The sequence below is a fragment of the Streptomyces roseus genome (genome assembly GCF_001044425.1).
Classification (GTDB): Bacteria; Actinomycetota; Actinomycetes; order Streptomycetales; family Streptomycetaceae; genus Streptomyces; species Streptomyces roseus.
In genome coordinates this window covers 1-20607 of the sequence record NZ_LFML01000110.1, presented here as the reverse complement: position 1 = coordinate 20607, position 20607 = coordinate 1, and the positions used below count along the sequence as shown (strand labels likewise).

Annotated in this window: 17 protein-coding genes and 1 pseudogene; 8 read left to right on the top strand and 10 right to left on the bottom strand. The window is 74.2% G+C overall.

The features are described from left to right. Nucleotides 1-72: 72 nt before the first annotated feature. Nucleotides 73-1356 (bottom strand): SAM-dependent methyltransferase, encoded by a 1284-nt coding sequence (locus tag ACS04_RS25230; RefSeq protein ID WP_048479055.1) that lies wholly within the window; start codon nt 1354-1356, stop codon nt 73-75. Nucleotides 1357-1841: 485 nt separating this feature from the next. Between ACS04_RS25230 and sigK the strand changes: the two genes are divergently transcribed. Together sigK and ACS04_RS25220 are read left to right on the top strand one after the other, a co-directional pair. Beyond that, nucleotides 1842-2462 carry an ECF RNA polymerase sigma factor SigK gene (sigK, locus tag ACS04_RS25225; RefSeq protein ID WP_078865289.1) on the top strand — a complete coding sequence of 207 codons (621 nt, stop codon included), beginning with the start codon at nt 1842-1844 and terminating at the stop codon, nt 2460-2462. Beyond that, entirely contained in the window at nt 2459-3223 is a 765-nt protein-coding gene (locus ACS04_RS25220) for an anti-sigma factor (protein WP_245236536.1), read from the top strand. The genes sigK and ACS04_RS25220 overlap by 4 nt, the downstream gene beginning before the upstream one ends. A gap of 28 nt (nt 3224-3251) precedes the next feature. Here the strand turns inward: ACS04_RS25220 and ACS04_RS25215 are convergent, their stop codons facing one another. Next, the gene (locus ACS04_RS25215; protein ID WP_048479053.1) at nt 3252-3872 is read right to left on the bottom strand and encodes a helix-turn-helix domain-containing protein; all 621 of its coding nucleotides are present in this window, start codon (nt 3870-3872) and stop codon (nt 3252-3254) included. Nucleotides 3873-4101: 229 nt separating this feature from the next. On the opposite strand from ACS04_RS25215, the gene pgm reads away from it, so the two are divergent. From pgm to ACS04_RS25200, 3 genes are all read left to right on the top strand, one after another. Further along, nucleotides 4102-5742: a phosphoglucomutase (alpha-D-glucose-1,6-bisphosphate-dependent) gene (gene pgm, locus ACS04_RS25210; RefSeq protein ID WP_048479052.1), complete on the top strand. Its 1641-nt coding sequence runs from the start codon at nt 4102-4104 to the stop codon at nt 5740-5742. 183 nt (nt 5743-5925) lie between these two features. Further along, entirely contained in the window at nt 5926-7143 is a 1218-nt protein-coding gene (locus ACS04_RS25205) for an FAD-dependent monooxygenase (protein ID WP_048479051.1), read from the top strand. A gap of 219 nt (nt 7144-7362) precedes the next feature. Further along, nucleotides 7363-8097, top strand: coding sequence for an SOS response-associated peptidase (locus ACS04_RS25200; RefSeq protein WP_048479050.1), 735 nt, complete (start codon nt 7363-7365; stop codon nt 8095-8097). Between the two features lie 51 nt (nt 8098-8148). On the opposite strand, the gene ACS04_RS25195 is transcribed toward ACS04_RS25200, so the two are convergent. From ACS04_RS25195 to ACS04_RS39555, 3 genes are all read right to left on the bottom strand, one after another. Further along, a complete protein-coding gene (locus ACS04_RS25195) occupies nt 8149-9351 on the bottom strand; it encodes an anhydro-N-acetylmuramic acid kinase (protein ID WP_048479049.1) in 1203 nt (400 codons plus the stop codon). After that, nucleotides 9348-10652: an MFS transporter gene (locus ACS04_RS25190; protein ID WP_048479048.1), complete on the bottom strand. Its 1305-nt coding sequence runs from the start codon at nt 10650-10652 to the stop codon at nt 9348-9350. Before ACS04_RS25190 ends, ACS04_RS25195 begins: the two co-directional genes overlap by 4 nt. Before the next feature lie 70 nt (nt 10653-10722). Continuing rightward, a complete protein-coding gene (locus ACS04_RS39555; protein WP_053080942.1) occupies nt 10723-11277 on the bottom strand; it encodes a DUF5133 domain-containing protein in 555 nt (184 codons plus the stop codon). Nucleotides 11278-11475: 198 nt separating this feature from the next. Here ACS04_RS39555 and ACS04_RS25180 point away from each other — a divergent pair, with 198 nt between their 5' ends. Further along, the gene (locus tag ACS04_RS25180) at nt 11476-11727 is read left to right on the top strand and encodes an EF-hand domain-containing protein (RefSeq protein WP_048479047.1); all 252 of its coding nucleotides are present in this window, start codon (nt 11476-11478) and stop codon (nt 11725-11727) included. A 31-nt stretch (nt 11728-11758) separates the two neighbouring features. Here the strand turns inward: ACS04_RS25180 and ACS04_RS25175 are convergent, their stop codons facing one another. Beyond that, nucleotides 11759-12322 (bottom strand): DoxX family protein, encoded by a 564-nt coding sequence (locus ACS04_RS25175; RefSeq protein ID WP_048479046.1) that lies wholly within the window; start codon nt 12320-12322, stop codon nt 11759-11761. Nucleotides 12323-12594: 272 nt separating this feature from the next. Here ACS04_RS25175 and ACS04_RS25170 point away from each other — a divergent pair, with 272 nt between their 5' ends. Beyond that, a complete protein-coding gene (locus tag ACS04_RS25170) occupies nt 12595-13452 on the top strand; it encodes a calcium-binding protein (RefSeq protein WP_048479045.1) in 858 nt (285 codons plus the stop codon). Between the two features lie 454 nt (nt 13453-13906). Here ACS04_RS25170 and mptB read toward each other — a convergent pair whose 3' ends face one another. The 3 genes from mptB to ACS04_RS25155 all read right to left on the bottom strand — a co-directional run bounded on the left by mptB (nt 13907) and on the right by ACS04_RS25155 (nt 19208). Beyond that, on the bottom strand, nt 13907-15400 hold the full coding sequence (gene mptB, locus ACS04_RS25165) for a polyprenol phosphomannose-dependent alpha 1,6 mannosyltransferase MptB (RefSeq protein ID WP_158977494.1): 1494 nt from the start codon (nt 15398-15400) through the stop codon (nt 13907-13909). A gap of 76 nt (nt 15401-15476) precedes the next feature. Further along, complete coding sequence (locus ACS04_RS25160; RefSeq protein WP_048479044.1) at nt 15477-16712, bottom strand: cytochrome P450 family protein; 1236 nt, start codon at nt 16710-16712, stop codon at nt 15477-15479. 186 nt (nt 16713-16898) lie between these two features. Continuing rightward, nucleotides 16899-19208 (bottom strand): family 20 glycosylhydrolase, encoded by a 2310-nt coding sequence (locus ACS04_RS25155; RefSeq protein WP_048479043.1) that lies wholly within the window; start codon nt 19206-19208, stop codon nt 16899-16901. A gap of 167 nt (nt 19209-19375) precedes the next feature. On the opposite strand from ACS04_RS25155, the gene ACS04_RS25150 reads away from it, so the two are divergent. Then, nucleotides 19376-19774 carry a Cif family virulence factor gene (locus ACS04_RS25150; protein WP_048479042.1) on the top strand — a complete coding sequence of 133 codons (399 nt, stop codon included), beginning with the start codon at nt 19376-19378 and terminating at the stop codon, nt 19772-19774. Nucleotides 19775-19793: 19 nt separating this feature from the next. Here the strand turns inward: ACS04_RS25150 and ACS04_RS25145 are convergent. After that, a pseudogene (locus ACS04_RS25145) lies at nt 19794-20607 on the bottom strand (glycosyltransferase 87 family protein); the annotation flags it as partial.

Genomic DNA, 20607 nt, shown 5'->3' with positions numbered 1-20607 from the left:
GGCGCCCTCACGCGCGGCCTCCCCGGAGCGGCAGCGGGAGGAGCCCGGGAACGGCGGCCCCGGCCGAGGGGGTCACGGCCGGGCCCCCGGCGGCACGTCCTCGGTCAGGAGCAGCTGCCGCACGTCGAGGCAGCGGGAGCGGAACCCGGCTTCCGAGTAGGCCAGGTAGAACTCCCACATCCGCCGGAACGTCGCGTCGAAACCGAGCGCCGCCAGCTCCTGCGCCCGCTCCTCGAAGCGCTCCCGCCACAGGCGCAGCGTCTGCGCGTAATGGTCCCCGTACCCCTGGTCGGAGACGATCCGCAGTCCCGCGCCGCCCGCGTGCGCCTCGATGGCCTCGCGGGAGGGGACCAGGCCGCCCGGGAAGACGTACTTGCCGATCCAGGTGTGCGTACGGGCGGTGCGCAGCATCCGCTCGTGCCCCATGGTGATGGACTGCAGCGCGATCCGTCCGCCGGGCGCCACCGCATCGCGCAGGGCGGCGAAGTACGTCGGCCAGAAGTCCCTGCCGACCGCCTCGATCATCTCCACGCTCACCACCGCGTCGTACCGGCCCTCCACATCACGGTAGTCCCGCAGCTCCACGTCCACCCGGTGGGCCAGCCCCGCTTCGGCGATCCGGCGGCGGGCGAGGTGCTGCTGCTCGGCGGAGAGCGTCACCGTGGTCACGCGCGCCCCGCGGGCGGCCGCGCGCAGCGCGAGCTCGCCCCAGCCGGTGCCGAGCTCCAGGAGGCTCCTGCCCGGGCCGACGCGGGCGAGGTCGAGCAGCCGGTCGATCTTCCGGTGCTGTGCGGCCGGCAGGCTCGTGCGGCGCGCGGGGAACGAGGTGAACACGGCGCAGGAGTACGACAGCGTCTCGTCGAGGAAGAGTGCGAACAGCTCGTTGGACAGGTCGTAGTGGCGGCGGACGTTCTCCCGGGCGCCGGTCCGCGAGTTCAGCTCGGCCTCGGGCCTGCGCTGCACCCACGCCCCGCGCAGCCGGCGCAACGGGACGGGCATCAGGTCGTCCACGTGCGCGGCGAGTACGGTCAGCAGGCCGGTCAGGTCGTCGCTCTCCCATTCGCCCGCCATGTAGGACTCGCCGAAGCCGATCAGGCCCTGCGCCCCGATCCGGCGGAAGAAGGCGTCCGGGTCGTGGACGGTCAGCGAGGGCCCGGTGCCGAGGGCCGGCTCGGCGCCGAAGCGGCAGCGCAGGGGCAGGGCGGTCACGGCGCGCCGGACCAGGCGGCGGGCCACCGCCGCGTGCCCGAAGGGAGCGGCCGGCGGCCGCGCCACGTCCGGCCAGGCCTCCGGGTCGGCACCGGAGGCGGACGAGGAGCCGGGGACTGCGGCGGTACGGGTCGGCGAAAGGGTCACGAGAGGCTGCCTTCCTGGAGTGCGCGATCGGGTCGGGGCCGCACGGGCAGCCCGCCGAGCAGGGGTCGGACGGCTCGGCGGCGGCTCCCGGCCCGGACGGTGGCCGCGGACCGCGGCCGGACGCCGAGCCCCGGCCACTCCCGAGGCCCGAGGCCCGCCTCCTCCACGCAGGCCGCCGTCGATCCCGGCCGCACTCCGGGTACGCACCATCGGTCACTCCCCACCGGTCGCCACGCCGCCGTCGGGTCGCAGACGGCGTCTCCCCCTCCTTCGGGGCCGAAGTTCCGGCGGATTGGTGTGACTTACCGGGACCGTGACCGGGATCGGCCACGGCCTACTGCACATTGATCGGGAATTGGCGACCCGGTTGACCAATCCGTACAGATGTCTGCTGCGAAGACCGGTCAAGAACGCGGACCTGGCACCATCCGGAGCGGTCGGCTCTCGTTGTGAAGGAGCCGTTCCTTGCGACGGGAAGGACAGCCATGCGACGGACGGACCCCGGCGGACCCTCCGCCCCCACCGGGCAACCGCTGCCCTTCGGTGTCCCGGACACCGCGGCCCCCCGGCTCGAAGAGCTGATGTCCCGGGTGGCCCGCGGCGACAAGGACGCGTTCTCCGCGCTGTACGACGCCCTGTCCGGGATCGTCTTCGGACTGGTCGTCCGCGTCGTGCGCAACCGCGCCCAGTCCGAGGAAGTGGCACAAGAGGTGATGATCGACCTGTGGCGGCAGGCCGCCCGCTACCGCCCCGACCAGGGCAGCGTGCTCAGCTGGGCCGCCACCCTCGCCCACCGGCGAGCCGTCGACCGGGTCCGCTCCGCCCAGGCCGCGATCAACCGCGAACAGGACCAGGCCGCCCGCCAGCAGGCGCGCCCCTTCGACGAGGTGGCGGAACAGGTCGAGACCAGGCTGGAGAGCGAGCAGGTACGCCGCTGCATGCGCGGCCTGACCGAGATCCAGCGCCAAGCCGTCACCCTGGCCTACTACCAGGGCCTGACCTACCGCGAGGTCGCCGAGACCCTGCGCACTCCGCTGCCCACGATCAAGACACGCATGCGCGACGGACTCATCCGGCTGCGCGACTGCATGGGGGTGACCACATGAAGCACGACATGAAGCACGACGCGGAACTGCACACCCTCACCGGCGCGTACGCCCTCCACGCCCTCGCACCGGCCGAACACGAGGTGTTCGGCGAGCACCTCGGCGACTGCCCCTCCTGCCGGCAGGAGGTGGCGGAGTTCTCGGCCACGGCCGCCCGCCTTGCCGGCGCCGTCGCCCTGGCGCCGCCCGCGCGCATGAGGGACGCGGTCCTCCACGGCATCGACTCGGTCCGTCAACTGCCCCCGCCGGTCCCGGCGGCGGGCAGGCAGCCGATGACGTTCACGGCCATCCTGCGCCGCAAGGCCATCACGCTGGCGATCGCCGCGAGCATCGCCGCCGCGGCGGTGCTCGGCGGGGTCACCGTCCGGCAGAACCGGCTCGCCGAGGAGGCCAGGCAGCAGGCACAAGCCTCCGAACGCCGCCTCCAGGACGTCAGCGCCGTCGTGGCCGCCTCCGACGCGCGTACGGTACGGGGCCGCACCCCGGGCGGAGCCACCACCTCCGTGGTCAGCTCCACGTCGCGCAACAGGGCGGTGTTCATGGCCGCAGGGCTCTCCGACCCCGGCGCGGGCCGGACGTACCAGCTCTGGTTCGACGACCACGGCGCCATGCGGCCGGCCGGGCTCCTCACGCGGGACGGGGCCACGCTCATGGAGGGCGGCGTCCAGGGCGCCTCGGGGGTGGGTCTGACCGTCGAACCGGCGGGCGGTTCCGCCCGGCCCACCACCCGCCCGCTGATGCTCCTGGCCCTGCCCGACTGACCCGTCCGAGGCCCGCGCCCGGGGCCGCCTAGGAGGCGGGCCCCGGGGCGGGCTTCGGGGTCGGCCTCGCGCGGACGTGCATGCGTTCGCCCTGCCGGCCGAACAGGCTGAGGACCTCGACGGGCCGGCCGTCGGCGCTGCTGAACCAGTGCGGCAGCCGCGTGTCGAACTCGGCGACCTCGCCCGGTCCGAGGACGAGGTCGTGCTCCGGGAGCACCAGGCGCAGCCGGCCCTCCAGCACGTACATCCACTCGTACCCCTCGTGGGTGCGCAGGTCCGGCTCGGAACCCCGGTCGGTGATGATCATCTTGTACGCCTGGAGGGGCCCGGGGGTGCGGGACAGCGGGACGAACGAACCACCGTACGGCAGCTCGTGGGAGGTCAGCCTGACCCGGGGGTCGCCCACCTCCGGCGCTCCCACCAGGTCGTCCAGGGGCACGCGGTACGCGCCCGCCAGCGGCAGCAGCAGTTCCAGGCTGGGGCGGCGCCGGCCGGACTCCAGCCGGGACAGGGTGCTCTTGGAGATGCCGGTGGTCTCGGACAGCGCGGCCAGAGTCAGGCCGCGCTTGGCGCGCAGCCGCTTGAGCCGGGGGCCGACCTCGTCGAGAACTGACTGGTAGGGCGCGGGCGGGTCGGCCGGTGTGTCCATGCAGACATTCCACCCCGGCCGTCCCGGAAACGGCAACAAGCGTTGTCACGGCCGGCTCACACGGCCCGGCCCCGCTGGGCCCCCGGGCCGGCCGAGCCGCGCCGCGGCCGATGGCGTGACCCGGGGCACAGGCGCGGGCCGAGTGGGGGCGTGGCGGTGCGGGCACGTTCAGGGGGCGACACAATGGCCACCGTTGTTCTCTTTGATCCAGTACGGAGGAATAGGCCGGATGCTCAACGAAAGAGCGGGGCAGCAGGCGCGCCCGGAGGACCTGGTCGACGTGGCACGGCTCGTCACCGCGTACTACGCCCTGCACCCGGATCCGGCCGATCCCGGCCAGCGCGTCAGCTTCGGCACCTCGGGACACCGCGGATCCTCCCTCGCCACGGCCTTCAACGAGGACCACATCGCCGCGACCAGCCAGGCGATCTGCGAGTACCGGGCGCGGCAGGGGATCGACGGCCCCCTGTTCCTGGGCGCGGACACCCACGCCCTGTCCGAGCCCGCCCGCGTGACCGCCCTGGAGGTCTTCGCCGCCAACGACGTGACCGTGCTGGTCGACGCCGCCGACGGCTACACCCCCACGCCCGCGGTCTCGCACGCCATCCTCACCCACAACCGCGGCCGCTCCTCCGCGTCGGCCGACGGCGTGGTGGTCACCCCTTCGCACAACCCGCCCGCGGACGGCGGCTTCAAGTACAACCCGCCGCACGGCGGGCCCGCCGGATCGGACGCGACCGGCTGGATCCAGGAGCGCGCCAACGAGATCATCAGCGGCGGGATGAAGGAGGTCCGGCGCATCCCCTTCGCGCGCGCGTCGGCGGCGCCCACCACGGGGACGTACGACTACCTCGGCGCGTACGTACGCGATCTGCCGTCCGTGCTCGACCTGGACGCCGTGCGCGCAGCGGGCGTGCGCATCGGGGCCGACCCGCTCGGCGGGGCCTCCGTGGCGTACTGGGGCCGGATCGCCGAGGAGCACCGGCTCGACCTGACCGTGGTCAACCCGTACACCGACCCCACCTGGCGGTTCATGACGCTGGACTGGGACGGCAAGATCCGGATGGACTGCTCCTCCCCGTACGCGATGGCCTCGCTGATCGAGGGCCGGGACCGGTTCCAGATCGCCACCGGCAACGACGCGGACGCCGACCGGCACGGCATCGTCACCCCGGACGGCGGGCTGATGAACCCCAACCACTACCTCGCCACCGCGATCGAGTACCTCTACGACCACCGCGAGCAGTGGCCGGCGGAAGCGGGCATCGGCAAGACCCTGGTGTCCTCGGGGATGATCGACCGGGTGGCCGCCGACCTGGGCCGCGAACTCGTCGAGGTCCCCGTCGGCTTCAAGTGGTTCGTGGACGGGCTCTCCGCGGGCACCATCGGCTTCGGCGGCGAGGAATCGGCCGGGGCCTCCTTCCTGCGCCGCGACGGCTCGGTGTGGACCACCGACAAGGACGGCATCCTGCTGGCCCTGCTGGCCTCGGAGATCCTGGCCGTGACGGGACAGACCCCGAGCGAACGGTACGCCGGCCTCACGGCCCGCTTCGGCGAGCCGGCGTACGCCCGGATCGACGCCCCGGCCACCCGGGAGGAGAAGGCGGTCCTCGGCCGGCTGTCCCCCGAACAGGTCACCGCCGACACCCTGGCGGGCGAGCCCGTCACCGCGGTGCTGACGGAGGCTCCCGGCAACGGGGCCGCGATCGGAGGCATCAAGGTCACCACGGAGAACGCCTGGTTCGCGGCGCGCCCGTCGGGCACGGAGGACGTCTACAAGATCTACGCCGAGTCCTTCCTCGGCTCCGACCACCTGGCCCGCGTACAGGAGGAGGCCCGCGCCGTCGTCTCGTCGGCACTGGCCGGCTGATTCCCCCCGCCCCGACCCGACCCCCTTCCCCGCTCCTTCCCCCGGATCGCTCCGGAGGGCGCCGGAGGGCGCAGGAGGGCGCCGCCCCGCACGTCCGGCCGCCGCCGAACCGAACCGCCCACCCCGCCGGGCGGTTCTCAGTAGGCTGACGGACCCGGGGAGTTCCTGCGGAGGGGAGCAGTCATGCGAGGCGGTACGGTCGCGGTGGTGGGCGGGAGCGTCGCGGGGTGCGCGCTGGCCTCGGCGGCGGCCCGTGCGGGCGCCGACGAGGTCGTGGTGCTGGAGCGCACCCAGGGACGGCTGGCGGACCGGGGACTCGGACTCTGCATCCACGACGGCCGGGCCGCCGAACTCACCGCGACCGGGGCCCTGCCCGCCGGCATCGCCGCGCACCCGCTGGGCCGGCGCCGCTGGATCGTCCGGGACGACGCGGCGGCCGGGCCGACCGGGCGGGTGTTCTGGGAGCAGCCGTTCCCCTTCCACTCCTACCACTGGGGCCTCCTGTGGCGCGGGCTGCGGGAGGCGACGCCCGCCTCCGTGGTCTACCGGCAGGGCGCGGCGGTGACGGGGGTGGCCGACACCGGCGCCGGCGCCGAGGTGCGGACGGCCGGCGGGCGGGCCGAGCCGTACGACCTGGTCATCGGCGCCGACGGATACCGCTCGGTGGTGCGCGAGGCCGTCTGTCCCGACTCCCGGCCGGTCTACGCCGGGTACGTCTGCTGGCGCGGCAACCTCGACGCCCGGCGGCTGGAGGGCCTCGGCGACGGAGGCGTGCCCTCCGACGCGGTGACCACGGTCTGCTTCACCGGCGGGAGCTGCGTGATCTACCCGATCCCCGGGCCGGACGGCCCGCGGGTGAACTGGGTCCTGTACGCCACGCCCCCGAACAGCGGCCGGCTGCCGTTCGACGATCCCACGAGCTTTCCCCCGGGGCGGGTGACCGAGGAACTCACCGCGCACCTGGGGACGTTGCTGGACCGTGAGTTCCCGCCGCACTGGGCGCGGGTGCTCGCGCTGACGGAGCCCGCCGACACCTACGTCCAGCCCATCTACGACCTTGAGGCGGCCCGTACGACGGCCGGGCGCCTGCTGCTCGCGGGCGACGCGGCGACCGTGGTGCGCCCGCACAACACGAGCGGGGTCGCCAAGGCGCTCCAGGACGCCAGCGCGTTCGAGGAGGCCTGGCGCCGGGCCGGCACCTGGTCCGAACTGCTGGACGGCTACCACGCGGCGCGCGGCGCGGCGGGGCGGGAGATGGTCGCCCTGGCCCGCCGCCTCGGCCGGGGCCAGGTGGAGCAGACCCCGGCCTGGTCCACGATGAACCACCGCGAGGTGCAGTCGTGGTGGCAGGAACTGCTCGACGGAGCCGCCGACATCGGCGGCCAGGCCATGCGGCCTTAGGGGGCCGCCCGTACGGGTCGGAGAGGCGCCCGGCGGCCTCACCGAGCGGGGTGGCCGCAGTGCGGCCTAGGCTGGAGACGGCGGCCGTCCGCGGTGAGCGGCCCGGGCGGCCGCCCCGGTGGCTGCGGGCACGTACCCCTCCTTGATCCCCGCGCCCGCGGCGCCGGCACGGCGGGGCGGCGCCGTCACGGCGGCCCTGCGGGTGGGACAGTGGAGGGCATGTGCGGTCGATATGCCTCCAGCCGCGCCCCCGAGGACCTGGCCGATCTGTTCGAGGCCCGCTGGGACCCCCGGGAGACGCTGGCACCGAGCTGGAACATGGCCCCCACCGATGAGGTGTGGGCGGTCCTCGAACGCCCCGACCACGCGACGGGGGAGGTCGAGCGGCGGCTGCGCACCGTGCGCTGGGGCCTGGTCCCCTCCTGGTCCAAGGACCCGAGCGGGGGCGCCCGGATGATCAACGCGCGGGTGGAGACGGTGCACGAGAAGCCGGCCTACCGCCGTGCCTTCACCCGGCGCCGCTGCCTGCTGCCCGCGGACGGGTTCTACGAGTGGCAGCCGGTGGCCGCCACCGCCACGGCGAAGGCGTACAAGCAGCCGTACTTCATCACGCCGGAGGATGCCGGGGTGATGGCCATGGCCGGACTGTACGAGTTCTGGCGCGACCCGGCCGTGACCGACGAGGACGACCCGGCCGCCTGGCTCGTCACCACCACGGTCATCACGACCGAGGCGACCGACGCGGCCGGCCGCATCCACCCCCGCATGCCGCTGGCCGTGGCGGCGCAGGACCGGGACGCCTGGCTGGACCCGGCCCACGAGGACGTCCACGAGCTCCGCGCCCTGCTCCACACCCCGGCCGACGGCCACCTCGACGTACGGGCGGTCTCCACCGCGGTCAACAGCGTCCGCAACAACGGCCCCGAGCTGCTCGAACCCCCGGCCGGCCGCTGACCGGCCCCGCGGGCCGTCGTGCGGGAGGGCGGGACGCGCCCTCGGCGCCGCTCACACGGTGGCCCGTACGGTGGCCGGCGCCCGTACGGTCAGGGTGTGCGGGGCGCGGCCCGGACGGGCGGGAAGAATCAGCGGGCGGCTGCCCGGGGTGAGCGAACCGAGTACGCGCGGCCCCGCGGCGCCCGTGCACCCCGGGTCGTTGCCCGGGAGCCCGTGCAGGGTGAGGTACCCGAGCACGGCGAAGGCGTACGCCTCCTTCGCCTCGGCGGGCAGTCCGAGCTCCTGCGATCCGCGGACGGCGGCGCCGCCCAGCTCCTCGCTGAGCATCGCCATCAGCACGGGGTTGCGTACGCCGCCGCCCGAGACGAACACCTCCGTGGCCGCGAGCGGGCGCAGCGCGTCCGCCACCGTACGGGCGGTCAGCCGCGTGAGGGTGGCGACGAGGTCCTGCGGCCGGAGTTCGCCGATCCCCGCGAGCCGTGCCCGCAGGTAGCCCGTGTGGAACAGCTCCTTGCCCGTCGTCCGGGGAGGCGGCATCCGGTAGTACGGCTCCCCGGACAGCAGGGCCTCCAGCAGCCCCTCGTGCACGCGCCCGGCGGCGGCGAGCGCGCCGTCCGCGTCGTACGCAAGCTCCCCGGAGCTCAGATCACGGACCGCGGCGTCGATCAGGGCGTTGCCCGGGCCGGTGTCGAACGCCAGGGGCTCGCCGCCCGCCGGGAGGACCGTGACGTTGGCGATCCCCCCGATGTTCAGGGCGGCTGGCACACCGGGGCGCCCGCGCAGGAGCATCAGGTCGATCAGACTCACCAGCGGCGCGCCCTGCCCGCCGGCCGCGACGTCACGCGGCCGGAAGCCGGAGACGACCGGGCAGCCGCTGCGCTCGGCGATCCAGGCGGGCTCGCCGAGCTGGAGCGTGCCGTGCACCCGCCCCTCCTCGGCCCAGTGGTACACCGTCTGCCCGTGCGAGGCGACCAACTCGGCGCGACCCGCGCACAGCTCCCGGTCGGCGCGTGACGCGAGCGCCGCGAAGGCCTGCCCGATCCGGGTGTCGAGCCGGCAGACCTCCGCCAGGGTGGTCGCCGCGGGCGGCAGGGCTGCGGCGAGGGCCGCGCGCACGTCGGCCGGGTAGGGCTCGCTGACCATGCCCAGCGGCACGAGGCGCACCGTACCGTCCTCGGCGCAGAGTTCCAGGTCGGCGGCCGCGGCGTCGACGGCGTCGTGCGAGGTCCCCGACATCAGCCCGATCACCCTCATCCCAGCGGCTCCCGGTGGCCCCGGCCGCGCAGGCTCAGCAGGGCGCAGCAGCTGAGCGCGCAGGTTCCGGCGGCGTAGTACGCGGGCACCGCGGTGTCTCCCGTCCAAGCGATCAGGGCGGTGATGACGAGCCCGGCGCAGCCGGAGAACACCGCGTTGGCGAGGGCGTAGGCCAGCCCGAGCCCGGTGCAGCGCACCCTGCGCGGGAACATCTCGGCGAGCATGGCCGGCCCGGGTCCGGCCATCAGGCCGACCAGAGCGCCGGCGAGCAGGACGGCCCCGCCCCGGGACCATGGCGAGGAGGAGGGGGACTGGAGCAGGTGCAGGAGGGGGAGCGCGAGCACCGTGACGCCGAGGGCCCCGCCCAGCATCACCGGGCGCCGGCCGATCCGGTCACTGAGCGCCCCGGCGGGCAGGATCGAGGCCGCGAATCCCGCGTTGGCGAGCGCGGTGGCGAACAGGGCCTCGCGCAGGGAAGCGCCGAGGGCCGCCTGGAGGTACGAGGGCAGGACCACGAGGAAGGTGTACCCGGCCGCGGACCAGCCCATGATCCGGCCGATGCCGAGGACGACGGCCCGCGCGAGCTCCCGGGGGCCGGCGGGCGCCATGTCCGTCCGGGTGGCCGGGGCCGGCGGCAGGGGCGGCTCGTCGAGCGCGGTCCGCAACCACAGGGCCACCGCGCCGAGCGGCAGGGCCAGCAGGAACGGGACCCGCCAGCCCCAGGAGTTCAGCGCCTCGGCGGGCAGGGCGCTCGCCAGGGCCGCGGCCGTACCGGCTCCGGTGAGCAGGCCGAGTGCGACGGTGAAGGACTGCCAGGCGCCGTAGAGGCCGCGCCGGCCGACGGTCGCGTACTCCGTCATGAGGGAGACCGCCCCGCCGAACTCGCCTCCCGCGGACAGCCCTTGCAGCGCCCGCAACACGGTGAGCAGCCAGGGCGCCGCGGCGCCGATGGCGGCCCGGGTCGGCAGGAGGCCGATCATGGCGGTGGCGAGGGTCATGAGGCCGACCACCACGATGAGGGTGGGCCGCCGCCCCAGCCGGTCGCCGAGCCGCCCGAACACCACGGCGCCCACGGGCCGGAAGAAGAACGCGAGCGCGAAGGAGGCGTAGGCGGCCACCAGCGCCTCGGCGCCGCTGCTCCCCTCGTACCGGAAGAAGTTCGCGGCGATGACGGTGGCCAGGCTCCCGTACACGCCGAACTCGTACCACTCGACGAGATTGCCGACCGACCCGGCGAGCAGCGCCCGCCGGGAGGTGCTCGAGGGACGGACGGCCGCGGAGCGCAGTTCGAGGGGGCTCATCCGTCGGAGGTCCTCGCCCGGGAGTGCGGTACGGCCGGGGAGTGCGGTACGGCCGGCGCCGCCGGCGGGCTCACGATGACGAACGCCGGTGAGTGCCGGTACCGCGGAAACGGTGCGGGGCGTCCGGGTTCCGGTCCCGTCCGGTGCGCGTGGTGGTGCCGAGCCACTCGGCGCCGATGAGGAGTTCGGCCGAACGGAGCGCGGTGTGGGCGTTGCGCCGGCCCATCAGGACGCACAGGGTGTACGTCGCGTCGTCGAGTTCGTCGCGTACGGTCGCGTCCTCGGGCGCTGCCAGGGCGCGGCGGCGCAGGGCACGGTGCCGCTTCAGCAGTGCGCCGATGGTGCCCGGGTCGGGCAGCAGCCGTGTGTACGGCCGCTCGGCGGGCTCGGTGGCGGAGCGGGCCTCGTCCATGGCGTCCGCCAGGGCCCTGCCGAGCGCGGCGTCAGGCTTGCCACCGCATCCCAGTACGAGCGCGGCGTCGGCCGTCTCGCGCAGCCCGACGCCGGCGGCCCGGGCCGCGTCCGTCAGGATCCGGCGCGCGGTATCGGCTCCGCACGGGACCACCGCCATCAGGACCGTGACGGCCCGTTCCGCGGCGGCGTGCCGGGGTGGTGTCTCGTTCATCCGCCTGGTTCCTCATTCCTGCGGCTGCTGGGTCGGGGTACGGCGCGGCCCGGGGGGTCCGGTGGCTTCGGACCGGCCGGAACGGGCGGCGCGGTGGTGCTTGTCGGCGCCGGGGACCCGCCCCCGAGGGCCCGTCGGGGTGCGCCTTGGGCTGGCGGCAGGCAGTGCCTGCCGATTCCACCCGGAAGGACGTACGCGATGAGTGCGAAGGCCCGCAAACTGTTCGAGGCGCTCGACCTCGACCATGACGGCACCCTCACCCGGCTGGAAGTGATCACCGCTCTGCGGGCGAAGGGGCCGACCCTGGCCGCCCACGGGGACCTGCCGTTCTGGGGTCTGGGCGATGTCGACGCCTCGTCCGCGCTCTTCGACGCCGCCGACAAGAACGGCGACGACGTCCTGACGTTCGAGGAGTTCTCCCGAGAGGTCGACCGCCGCTTCGGCTGGTAGGCCCGCCCCCTCCTCGACCGGCCGGCGGCGGTTACGCCGTCCGGCTGTCGGTGTCCCGGTCCGGGCCGGAGGCGTCGGCGGTTTCGGCGGCGGCGAGCGTCGCGGCCCGGCGGTTGAGTACGAAGGTGGCGGCGGCCGCGCTGAGCGCGAAGGCCGCCACCACGGTGGCCGGCCGGTCCAGGCGGTGCCTGGTCGCATGGTCGAGCGAGAAGCGGCCGGGTCCGGAGAGGCCCAGGCAGGCCGCCGCGAAGCCGAGGAAGGCCGGGTACTCGAAGCCGCCGCCCTGGGCGAAGAACCCGGCCGGCGCGTGCACGGCGGCCGCCCCCGCCATGGCCCCGGCGGCCGCGGCGCCGGCCGCGGGGGTCGCCAGTCCCAGCGCGAGCAAGACCCCGCCGCCCGCTTCGCCGAGTCCGGCCGCGATCGCGCTCTCCCGGCCCGGGGTGAAGCCCATGTGCTCCATGGCACGGGCCGTGCCCTCGATACCGCCCCCGCCGAACCAGCCGAAGAGCTTCTGCGATCCGTGGGCGAGCAGTACACCGCCGGTGCCCAGGCGCAGGGCGAGCAGACCGAGATCCTTGCGATGCGTGAGCGGCATGAGTCCAGACCCTTCCGAGGGGCGTTGCGTATCGGCTGACCCCAGCTTCACGCGATCACGCGCGGTGCGCATGCGCAGACGGCCGTCCGCGTCCGGGACCACCGGGCCGGGGCCAACCGGGCGGAAGGCATACAAAAAGCTATGCAGTTCTTTGCATTCAAGGCATTTGCGCCATATGTTCCCCACGATTCGAGCCTGGTTCCCCGGACAGCCGGAACGGCTGTGCCCACTCCGACCGGAGGGTCTGTATGCCTTGCCGTAAGTCGCTCACGATGCTGACCGCAGCCGCCCTGCTCTCCTTCGGGGCACCGGCGACCCTCGCCCACGCGGCCGACGCCACCTGCTTCGGGCGGCCCGCCACCATCACCGGCTCCGGGACCATCACCGGGACGGAGGGCAACGACGTCATCATCGGGTCGGAGGCGGCGGACACCATCGACGGACTCGGTGGGAACGACCTGATCTGCGGCCTCGGCGGCAACGACACGATCGCCGGCGGCCTGGGCGACGACCAGCTGGACGGCGGTGAGGGCGCCGACCTCATGCGCGGCGACCTGCTCTCCACCCGGACTTCCGTGGACGGCGGCGGCAACGACGTCCTCTTCGGCGGACCGGGTGACGACCGCATGGGCGGCGACAGCATGGCCTTCGGATCCACCGCGTCGGGCGGCGGCGACGACGTCATGTTCGGCGAGGCGGGGAACGACGCCATGATCGGCGACAGCCGCGGCGGCATCAACGCGACCGGCGGCGGCAGGGACTTCATCGACGGCGGCCCCGGGGACGACAGCATCACCGGCGACTCCTCCGCCGAGGGCAGCGCCACCGGCCACGGTGCGGACGTACTGCTGGGCGGCCCGGGCGTCGACACCGTCATCGGCGACAGCAACTCGGGCCACGCCGCGCACGGGAAGGGCGAGAGCGGCCTGACCGGCAAGCCCGCGCGGCCGGCCGGCCAGAGCCGCCCCGCCCCGGCGGCGAAGCCCGCGCAGAGCGCGCCGATCGCGCCGGACGCGGTGGCCGGCGGCAACGACGTCATGGACGGGGGCGAGGACGCCAAGGACACCTGCGACGGGACGGACGGCGCCGACGTGGCGGTCCGCTGCGAGACCGTGACGAACGTTCCGTAACCCTGGCCCGCAGGGCCCGGCGGCCGGCGCTCACCGGCCCGTAGCGGTCAGCCGATCCGGCACCGCGCGGCGGGTCCCCTGCGGGGGAGCACCGGGTGTGCGGGGTCGAGCCGACCGGCCTCGTCCAGAACGCGGAGTGCATCACGGCCACCCTCACCCGCAGCAGGCGGGAGAGGGTGGCCGTCCGCGTGGGGGGTACGTCGCCGCCGACGGCCGCCGGTCGACGGTCCGGTGGCAGCGCGGCGTCAAGATGACCGGTGAGCGCGTCGACCCCGCCCCGCTACTCGCGGTCGACACCCCGCTGCCGGAGCGCCTGCCGCCGCTGCCGGGGCTGCGTACCGCGCGGACGGGGGCGTACGAGCCCTACGGTCGCGGGCTGTTCCCGGTCCGCCCGGACGGGTACCTCGCCACAGCTGCCGGCCCTGGCAGCCCCCATGGACTTCCGGCCGCCGCCTCACCGGCGGGTCCTGGCCGCCGCCCGTACCCACGCGCGCTCCTGGAGGCGGAGACGGGGTACCGCCCCCAGCCCCGGCGGACCCCAGGCCACGAGCGCCGCCATGGCCGCCGACGCACCCGTGACGGCAGCGACCGCGTAGGGCCAATTCGCCGACGTCCCACTGGGCAGCACCATGAACAGCAGCACCAGCATCGCAAGCCGTGCCGGCGTGCCCTCCAGCAGCCGCCACGCGACCGCCGCCAGCGGGACCATCCCCCACAGCACGTACCAGGGCTGTACGACCGGCGCGGTCACCACCAGCCCCAGCAGAGCCATACCGCTGGCGTACTCGGGTCCCGTGCGCGGCGCACGCCACGCGCAGAAACCCACCAGGCAGACGCCCAGCACCAACCCGACCGACCGGGCGGCGGCAATCGCGCCGGCCGCCGTCCCCAGGCCGAGCCCCTCGGACAGCAGCCCGAGGATCCGGCCCATGTCCGTACTCGGCGAGAGCACCGTGTACACCTGCGCCGGGCCCCGCAGCGTCGCGAGCCACCCCCAGCCCTGGCCGCACACCGCCACGCCGAGCACCAGCGCCGCGCCCCCCGCCAGGGTGATCCCGGCCGTCCGCAGCCAGGCCGCACGCCGGTCCGGCAGGCCGCCCACGGACCATGCCCCGGCGCACAACAGAGCCACCGCGGCCGGAACCTTGACCAGTGTCGCCGCGACGAGCACGACGGTGCCCAGCACCCAGTGCCCCCGGCGGAACGCCACCAGCCCGGCCAGCATCAGGCCGATCATCAGCGCCTCGTTGTGGGCCCCGCCCACCAGGTGCACCAGGGCGAGCGGGTTGAGCACGGCCGCCCACAGCGCCCCGGCCTCCGCGCCGCCGGGGCCCGAACCGCGCGTGGCGCCCCACTGGGAAGCGAGCCGCCCCACGCCCCAGACGATCAGCGCCAGCCCGCACAGGGCCAGCAGCCGCATGCCCAGCACCGCGGCCACCGTGTGGTGCTCGCCCGTGACGGCGACCACGGTCCGCGTCGCCGCGACGGCCACCGGCCCGTACGGCGCCGGGGCGTCCCGCCATATCTCCGGGACGTTGTGCGCGATGGGACCGCCGAGCACCGACGGCCCCAGCCGGTACACGTCCCAGCCCCGGACCGCCAGCGCACCCTGGGCGACATAGCTGTACGCGTCATTGCTGAAGATCAACGGGGCCGGTACGAGCGGCAGCACCCAGGACCAGAGCACGGAGCGCAGCTGTCCGCCGCCGACCGGTTCCCCGGCCCGCAGCAGCCCGCCCAGCCGCCACCAGGCGACGACGAGCAGCACCAGCCCCGCGTACGCCGCGGCCGCCCCCAGCACCGTGTGCGCCGGGCTCCGCTGCGCCCACACCCCGTCCGGCACGCCGAACGGGAGGGCGCCGGCCGACCAGCTCCCGGCGGCCAGCAGCACCGACCCGAGCGTTCCGAACAGCCGGCAACCCCGGACCGTGACCCCGACCTCAGACATGTCGGCAGCCTAGGGTGGACAAGGCTGATGATCAGCCCGCGCGAGGCGTCGGAAGAGTGAACTTCCGGCATCCTTCCTATGCCGGGGGGCCCAGCCGGACGGGCAGGGACCGGTGGCCGTTGCTGATCAGGGAGGTGACGGGCAACAGCTCCTGCGCCGGCACCGCCAGCTCGATCGCCGGGAAGCGGTCGAAGAGCCCTTCGAGTGCGGACGCGACCTCCAGCCGGGCCAGCGGGGCGCCGAGACAGAAGTGGACCCCGTGCCCGAACGCGAGGTGGTCCTTGGTGACCCGGGTGACGTCGAAGGTGTCGGCGTCCGGCCCGTGCCAGTCGGGGTGCCGGTTGGCGGCCGCGTACGAGGCGAGGATCGCCTCCCCCTTGGCAATGGTCCGCCCGTCCGGCAGCGGGATGTCGGCCAGCGCGAACCGCATCGGCAGGTGCTTGACGGCCGACTCGTGCCGCAGGGTCTCCTCCACGACGTCACCCCAGCTGCCGCGCCCGGCGCGTACGTGCTCCAGCTGGTCGGGGCGGGTCAGCAGCGCCGTGACCGCCTGGTCGATGACGTTGACGGTCGTCTCGTAGCCGGCGCTGATCATCAGGAACAGGGTGTCGGCCAGCTCGGAGTCGGAGAGCGCGGAACCGTCGCCCTCCTCGTCGCGGGCGGCGATGAGCAGCGAGGTCATGTCGTCGCCGGGCAAGGCGCGCTTGGAGGCGACGAGCCGGCCGAGCATCTCGTAGGCCCGCACCCCGTTCGCGGCGGCCTCCTCGGGGGTGAGGGTCGTGTCGAAGACCCCGTCGACCACGGCGCGGAAGTCGCCGCGCTGCTCCTCGGGGAGGCCCAGCACGTGCCCGATGACGGCGATCGGCAGCGGGTAGGCGAGCCGCTCGCGCAGATCGGCCACCTCGCCCGGGGGGAGGGCGGCGAGCTCGTCGAGGAGGCCGCCGACGATGTCCTCGACCGTGTCGCGGAGCAGGGCCACGCGGCGGGCGCTGAACGCGGGGGCCACCATCCGCCGCAGCCGCCGGTGGTCGGCTCCGTACGCCGTGAACATGTTGGTCACGGCCACCCAGAGGGCCAGCGGCCAGGTCTGGACGACCTGCTCGAACTCGGGCCAATGCGCACGGGCGTCCTTGGACACCTCGGGGCTGGTGAGCAGCTCCTTGAGGAGGGCGGGGTCGGTGACGGCCCACGCCTGCACACCGAGTATGTCGACGCGGGCCGCGGGCCCCTGGGCTCGCAGCAGCCGGTGCTCCGCGTGCCGGTCGGCGCCGGCGGGGTCGAGGACCAGCGGGGCGGCGGGTACGTGGTTCACGCGGGACTCCTGTGAGAGGTGGTCTAACAGACGGTCGTGGCGGTTCGGTCGGTTCTCCATCTCCCGCACAACGTGCGTGGTGGGCGCGGTGTTCCACACGCCGTCAGCGTGTTACCCGCCGGTTCGAGCGGGGCTGCGCACCGGAAGGGCGCGCAGCCCGCGCGGGCGGCCGAAGGCCTCGTAGGTTCAGGCGATCTGCCATCGCTGGTAGGCCGAACCGGAATCCGGCTGCTGCGTGGCCGCGGCGCCGTCCGCCCCGGAGGCGGTGGTCAGCAGGAGTCCGCTCCTCTTGTTGGCCACCGAGTGGTCGCCCCCGCCGAGAGCGGTGATCAGCCATCGCTGGCCGTCACCGCCCGTACAGGTGGCCTGCACGACGGCGGCGCCGGGCGCGGTCGAGCCGCCCGCGACGTCCGCGCACAGCTTCGAGGAACCGTTGACCATGGTGTAGGAGCCGTCGGCGTCGGGCGTCAGCTGCCACTGCTGGTTGGGTCCGCCGTGCGGTGTCCAGGTGATCAGCTGGGTCCCGGAGGCCCTCGAACTCCCCGGGTCGTCGAGGGCCTTGCCTGCCGCGCTGAGGGTGCGGGTGCCGCTCGGCTGTCCGCCGTACACCTCGAACTCGTAGAGCGAATACCCGTACGTGGTGCCGCGCTTGGTCCCGTACACCCGGATGTGGCGGCCCGATCCGGACAGTCCGGTGAGCTCCTGGACCCCGCCGGTGCCGGTCGTCGTGGAGTACACCGTGCGCCAGGTCACGGCGTCGTCGGAGAGCTGGATCTGGAAGGCCTTTCCGTAGGCGGCCTCCCAGCGCAGCACCACGCGGTTGACGGCCTGGCTGGACCCCAGGTCGACCTGGAGCCACTGAGGGTCCGCGTACGGGCTGGACCAGCGGGTGCCCGGGTCGCCGTCCGTGGCCAGGGAGGCGGGGAAATCGGCCGTCTCCGTGCCGGAGGAGATGGTCGGCCGGTTGCGGGCGAGGTTGCCGGGCTGGGCAAGGCCCGGCCAGGCGGGGTTGTGCCCGACGGCGGCCACGATCGGGGTGAAGGCCGCGTACGTGGCCACCGGCTTCGCGGAGCCCCAGGTCTGCTGGGCGAGGGCGCGCAGCGGGTACATGATGCCCGCGCCGATCTGCTCCTGGGTCTCGGCGTTGGGGTTGTCGCACCACACGTGGAGCAGCGAGCCGGGGTTCTTCGAGGGGTCGGTGAGGGTGGCCCCGCCCTCGAAGCGGTCGGGGGTCCAGGTCTCGTACATCCACTTCGTGTCGGGTTTGGCGCCCCCGAGCACGTAGTAGGTCGGCGTCCAGGACTCGTTGGCGACGGTATGGCCGGCCGCCGCCAGCTGCTGCGGGGTGAGCCCGTAGCCGTACCAGTACTCGACCAGGATCCCGGGGTGCGGGGTGAGCGTCCCGTCCCCGGCCTTGATGCCGTCGTTCCACATCCGAGTGGTCTTGCCGGCCGCCCGGACCAGGTCGTCGGCCCAGTTGACGAACCCGTAGTAGGTGTCCTTGGCGGTGGCCCCCGCCCCGTAGTGGGCGCGGGCGTAGCTCAGCAGCTGCGGGTACTTGGCGTAGTCCGTGACGTATTCGTCCGCGCCGATGTGCCAGTAAGGGGCGGGGAACAGTGGCAGGTACTCGTTGACGAGGTCCTTGATCAGGCCGTAAGAGGCGGGCAGGGAGAGGTCGATGAAGTCGGGACTGGCCGCGCCGGAGCTGTTCACCAGCCGCAGTTCGGGGTGGGCGGCCAGGACGGCGTTCATGTGCCCCGGGGTGTCGATCTCGGGAACGATCGTGACGTGGTACTTGTGCCCGAGCGCGACGAGGTCGGCGATGTCCTGCTTGGAGTAGTGCTCGGCGGAGACGATCTCCGGGTGGGTGGAGCTCTCCAGCCGGAAGCCGAAGGTGTCCGACAGGTGGAAGTGGAAGTAGTTGAGCTTGAGGTAGGCCAGCTCCTTGATGTGCTGCCGTACCCAGTCGACGGTGAAGAACTTCCGGCCCTGGTCGATCATGAGCCCGCGCTCCGCCTTGGCGGGCCAGTCGACGGCCGTGCCGGCGGGGACCGAGGACGACTGGTGCAGGAGCTGGAGCACGGTGCGGGTGCCGTAGAACGCGCCGGAGGCGGTCGTGGCCCGGACGGCGACGGACGGGCCGACGGTCAGCCGGTAGCCCTCCGCGGGCAGCCCGGTCTCATCCAGGCCCAGCGCGATGTCGCCGGGGGAGGCGCTCCCCGTGACGACGCCGATGGGACGCCCCGCCAGCGCGCCCAGGTCCTCGGCGAAGGTGGCGGCCTCCGCCGAGAGCTCGGCGGCGTGGGCGGGATCGACGACGATCCGGCTGGAGCCCGTGAAGGTGTAGGCGCCGGCGGCGGCCGTCCACTGCCGCAGCGCCGGAACGGTCTGCGGGGGCCCGGCGGCAGCCCATGCGGGCGCGGCGACGGCGACAGCGGGCGAGGAGAGCGCGGCCACCGCGCAGACGGCGGCGATCAGCAATCTGAGCAGACGCATGGCAATTCCCCAAGTCATGGGAGGGAAGGGGGAGTTCAGAGGCCGGCCACAGTGCAGGCAAAGTGCAGCGCAGCGCCGGATGCATGTCAATACCTGCTCGAAACACCGCTCCACCGAGCAGGAACACGCACCCGCTCGCCCCGCGGGCCGCGTGTTACCGTCGCGGCATGTCCAAGGCTGAAATAGACGCGCTGACCGCCGAGTTCTTCGGCGCGTTCGACAACCGGGGCGGCAAGCCCGCCGACGTGGCCCGGATCCGGCGGCTCCTCCTGCCCGGCGCGGTGATCGTCATGACCGGCCCGGAGCTCACGGTCCACACCGTGGAGGAGTTCATCGAGCCCCGCCGAAAGCTGCTGAACGACGGCCGGCTGGTCCAGTTCAGCGAGTGGGAGACCTCCGAACGGACCGACATCGCCGGCGACATCGCCTGCCGATTCGGTGAGTACCGCAAGTCCGGGATCCTGGACGGCGAGCCCTTCGAGGGCGGCGGGACCAAGACCATCCAGTTCGTCCGCACCCCCGACGGCTGGCGGATCGCAGCCTTCTCCTGGTACGACCAGCCCTGACCCGGCGCCACCGGGCGGCCTAAGCCGCCCGCAACGACGCGCCGAGCCCCTCGCCGCGCTGCCGGCGCCACCGCACCGCCGTGACCACGAGAACCAGCAGCACGGCCGCCCCGTACGCCGTGGCGCTCACCGCCCCCCGCGAGCCGAACGCCTGGCCCGTGACGTAGACGGCGGGACCCGCCACCGCGATGCCCAGCCACTCCCAGCGCCCGTCCAGCGCCACGAGCCCCACCAGCAGCAGGGCGTACCACGAATAGCCGGGGGTGAGCAGCGCGAACGCCCACCCCGTCACCAGCAGCGCCCCGCTCCACGGCCGCCGGGGATCCCCGCGCCACAGGACGTACCCGCACACGCCCGCCATCGCGACCAGCAGCACCGGCACCGCCCAGTCGCCCGGCAGCACCAGCCTCAGCAGCGCGTACCGGGAACCGGCCGAGGGATCCTCGTACCCCTCCTCCTCCACGTAGCCGCCCAGGTAGCCGAGGACGGAGCCGTGCGAGAGCAGCACGTACGGCAGGTACGCGAGCGCCGTGAACGCGGCGGCCGGCAGCAGTACGGCGACCGCGTCACGCACCCGGCGCACGCCCGACAGGGCCCCCGGCAGGACGATCGCCGGCATCAGCTTCGTGGCGACGGCCGCGCCCAGGACCAGCCCGCCCCCCGCCCGCCGCCGCAGGACCGCCCCCTCCCGCCCCCGGCGCCCCGGGGCCGGCGCGGCCACCAGCCCGAGACCGGCCACGGCCAGCAGCACGCCCAACACGTCGACGTGCGCGTTGTTCACGGCTTCGACCGGTACGGCGGGGCACCACGCCCAGTACGCGGCCCCGCGCGGG

What these genes read in the sequence shown, in the direction of transcription:
- sigK (WP_078865289.1), top strand. Translation starts at nt 1,842, where the DNA reads ATGCGACGGACGGACCCCGGCGGACCCTCCGCCCCCACCGGGCAACCG.
- ACS04_RS25220 (WP_245236536.1), top strand. Translation starts at nt 2,459, where the DNA reads ATGAAGCACGACATGAAGCACGACGCGGAACTGCACACCCTCACCGGC.
- ACS04_RS25215 (WP_048479053.1), bottom strand. Translation starts at nt 3,872, where the DNA reads ATGGACACACCGGCCGACCCGCCCGCGCCCTACCAGTCAGTTCTCGAC.
- pgm (WP_048479052.1), top strand. Translation starts at nt 4,102, where the DNA reads ATGCTCAACGAAAGAGCGGGGCAGCAGGCGCGCCCGGAGGACCTGGTC.
- ACS04_RS25205 (WP_048479051.1), top strand. Translation starts at nt 5,926, where the DNA reads ATGCGAGGCGGTACGGTCGCGGTGGTGGGCGGGAGCGTCGCGGGGTGC.
- ACS04_RS25200 (WP_048479050.1), top strand. Translation starts at nt 7,363, where the DNA reads ATGTGCGGTCGATATGCCTCCAGCCGCGCCCCCGAGGACCTGGCCGAT.
- ACS04_RS25195 (WP_048479049.1), bottom strand. Translation starts at nt 9,351, where the DNA reads ATGAGGGTGATCGGGCTGATGTCGGGGACCTCGCACGACGCCGTCGAC.
- ACS04_RS25190 (WP_048479048.1), bottom strand. Translation starts at nt 10,652, where the DNA reads ATGAGCCCCCTCGAACTGCGCTCCGCGGCCGTCCGTCCCTCGAGCACC.
- ACS04_RS39555 (WP_053080942.1), bottom strand. Translation starts at nt 11,277, where the DNA reads ATGAACGAGACACCACCCCGGCACGCCGCCGCGGAACGGGCCGTCACG.
- ACS04_RS25180 (WP_048479047.1), top strand. Translation starts at nt 11,476, where the DNA reads ATGAGTGCGAAGGCCCGCAAACTGTTCGAGGCGCTCGACCTCGACCAT.
- ACS04_RS25175 (WP_048479046.1), bottom strand. Translation starts at nt 12,322, where the DNA reads ATGCCGCTCACGCATCGCAAGGATCTCGGTCTGCTCGCCCTGCGCCTG.
- ACS04_RS25170 (WP_048479045.1), top strand. Translation starts at nt 12,595, where the DNA reads ATGCTGACCGCAGCCGCCCTGCTCTCCTTCGGGGCACCGGCGACCCTC.
- mptB (WP_158977494.1), bottom strand. Translation starts at nt 15,400, where the DNA reads ATGTCTGAGGTCGGGGTCACGGTCCGGGGTTGCCGGCTGTTCGGAACG.
- ACS04_RS25155 (WP_048479043.1), bottom strand. Translation starts at nt 19,208, where the DNA reads ATGCGTCTGCTCAGATTGCTGATCGCCGCCGTCTGCGCGGTGGCCGCG.
- ACS04_RS25150 (WP_048479042.1), top strand. Translation starts at nt 19,376, where the DNA reads ATGTCCAAGGCTGAAATAGACGCGCTGACCGCCGAGTTCTTCGGCGCG.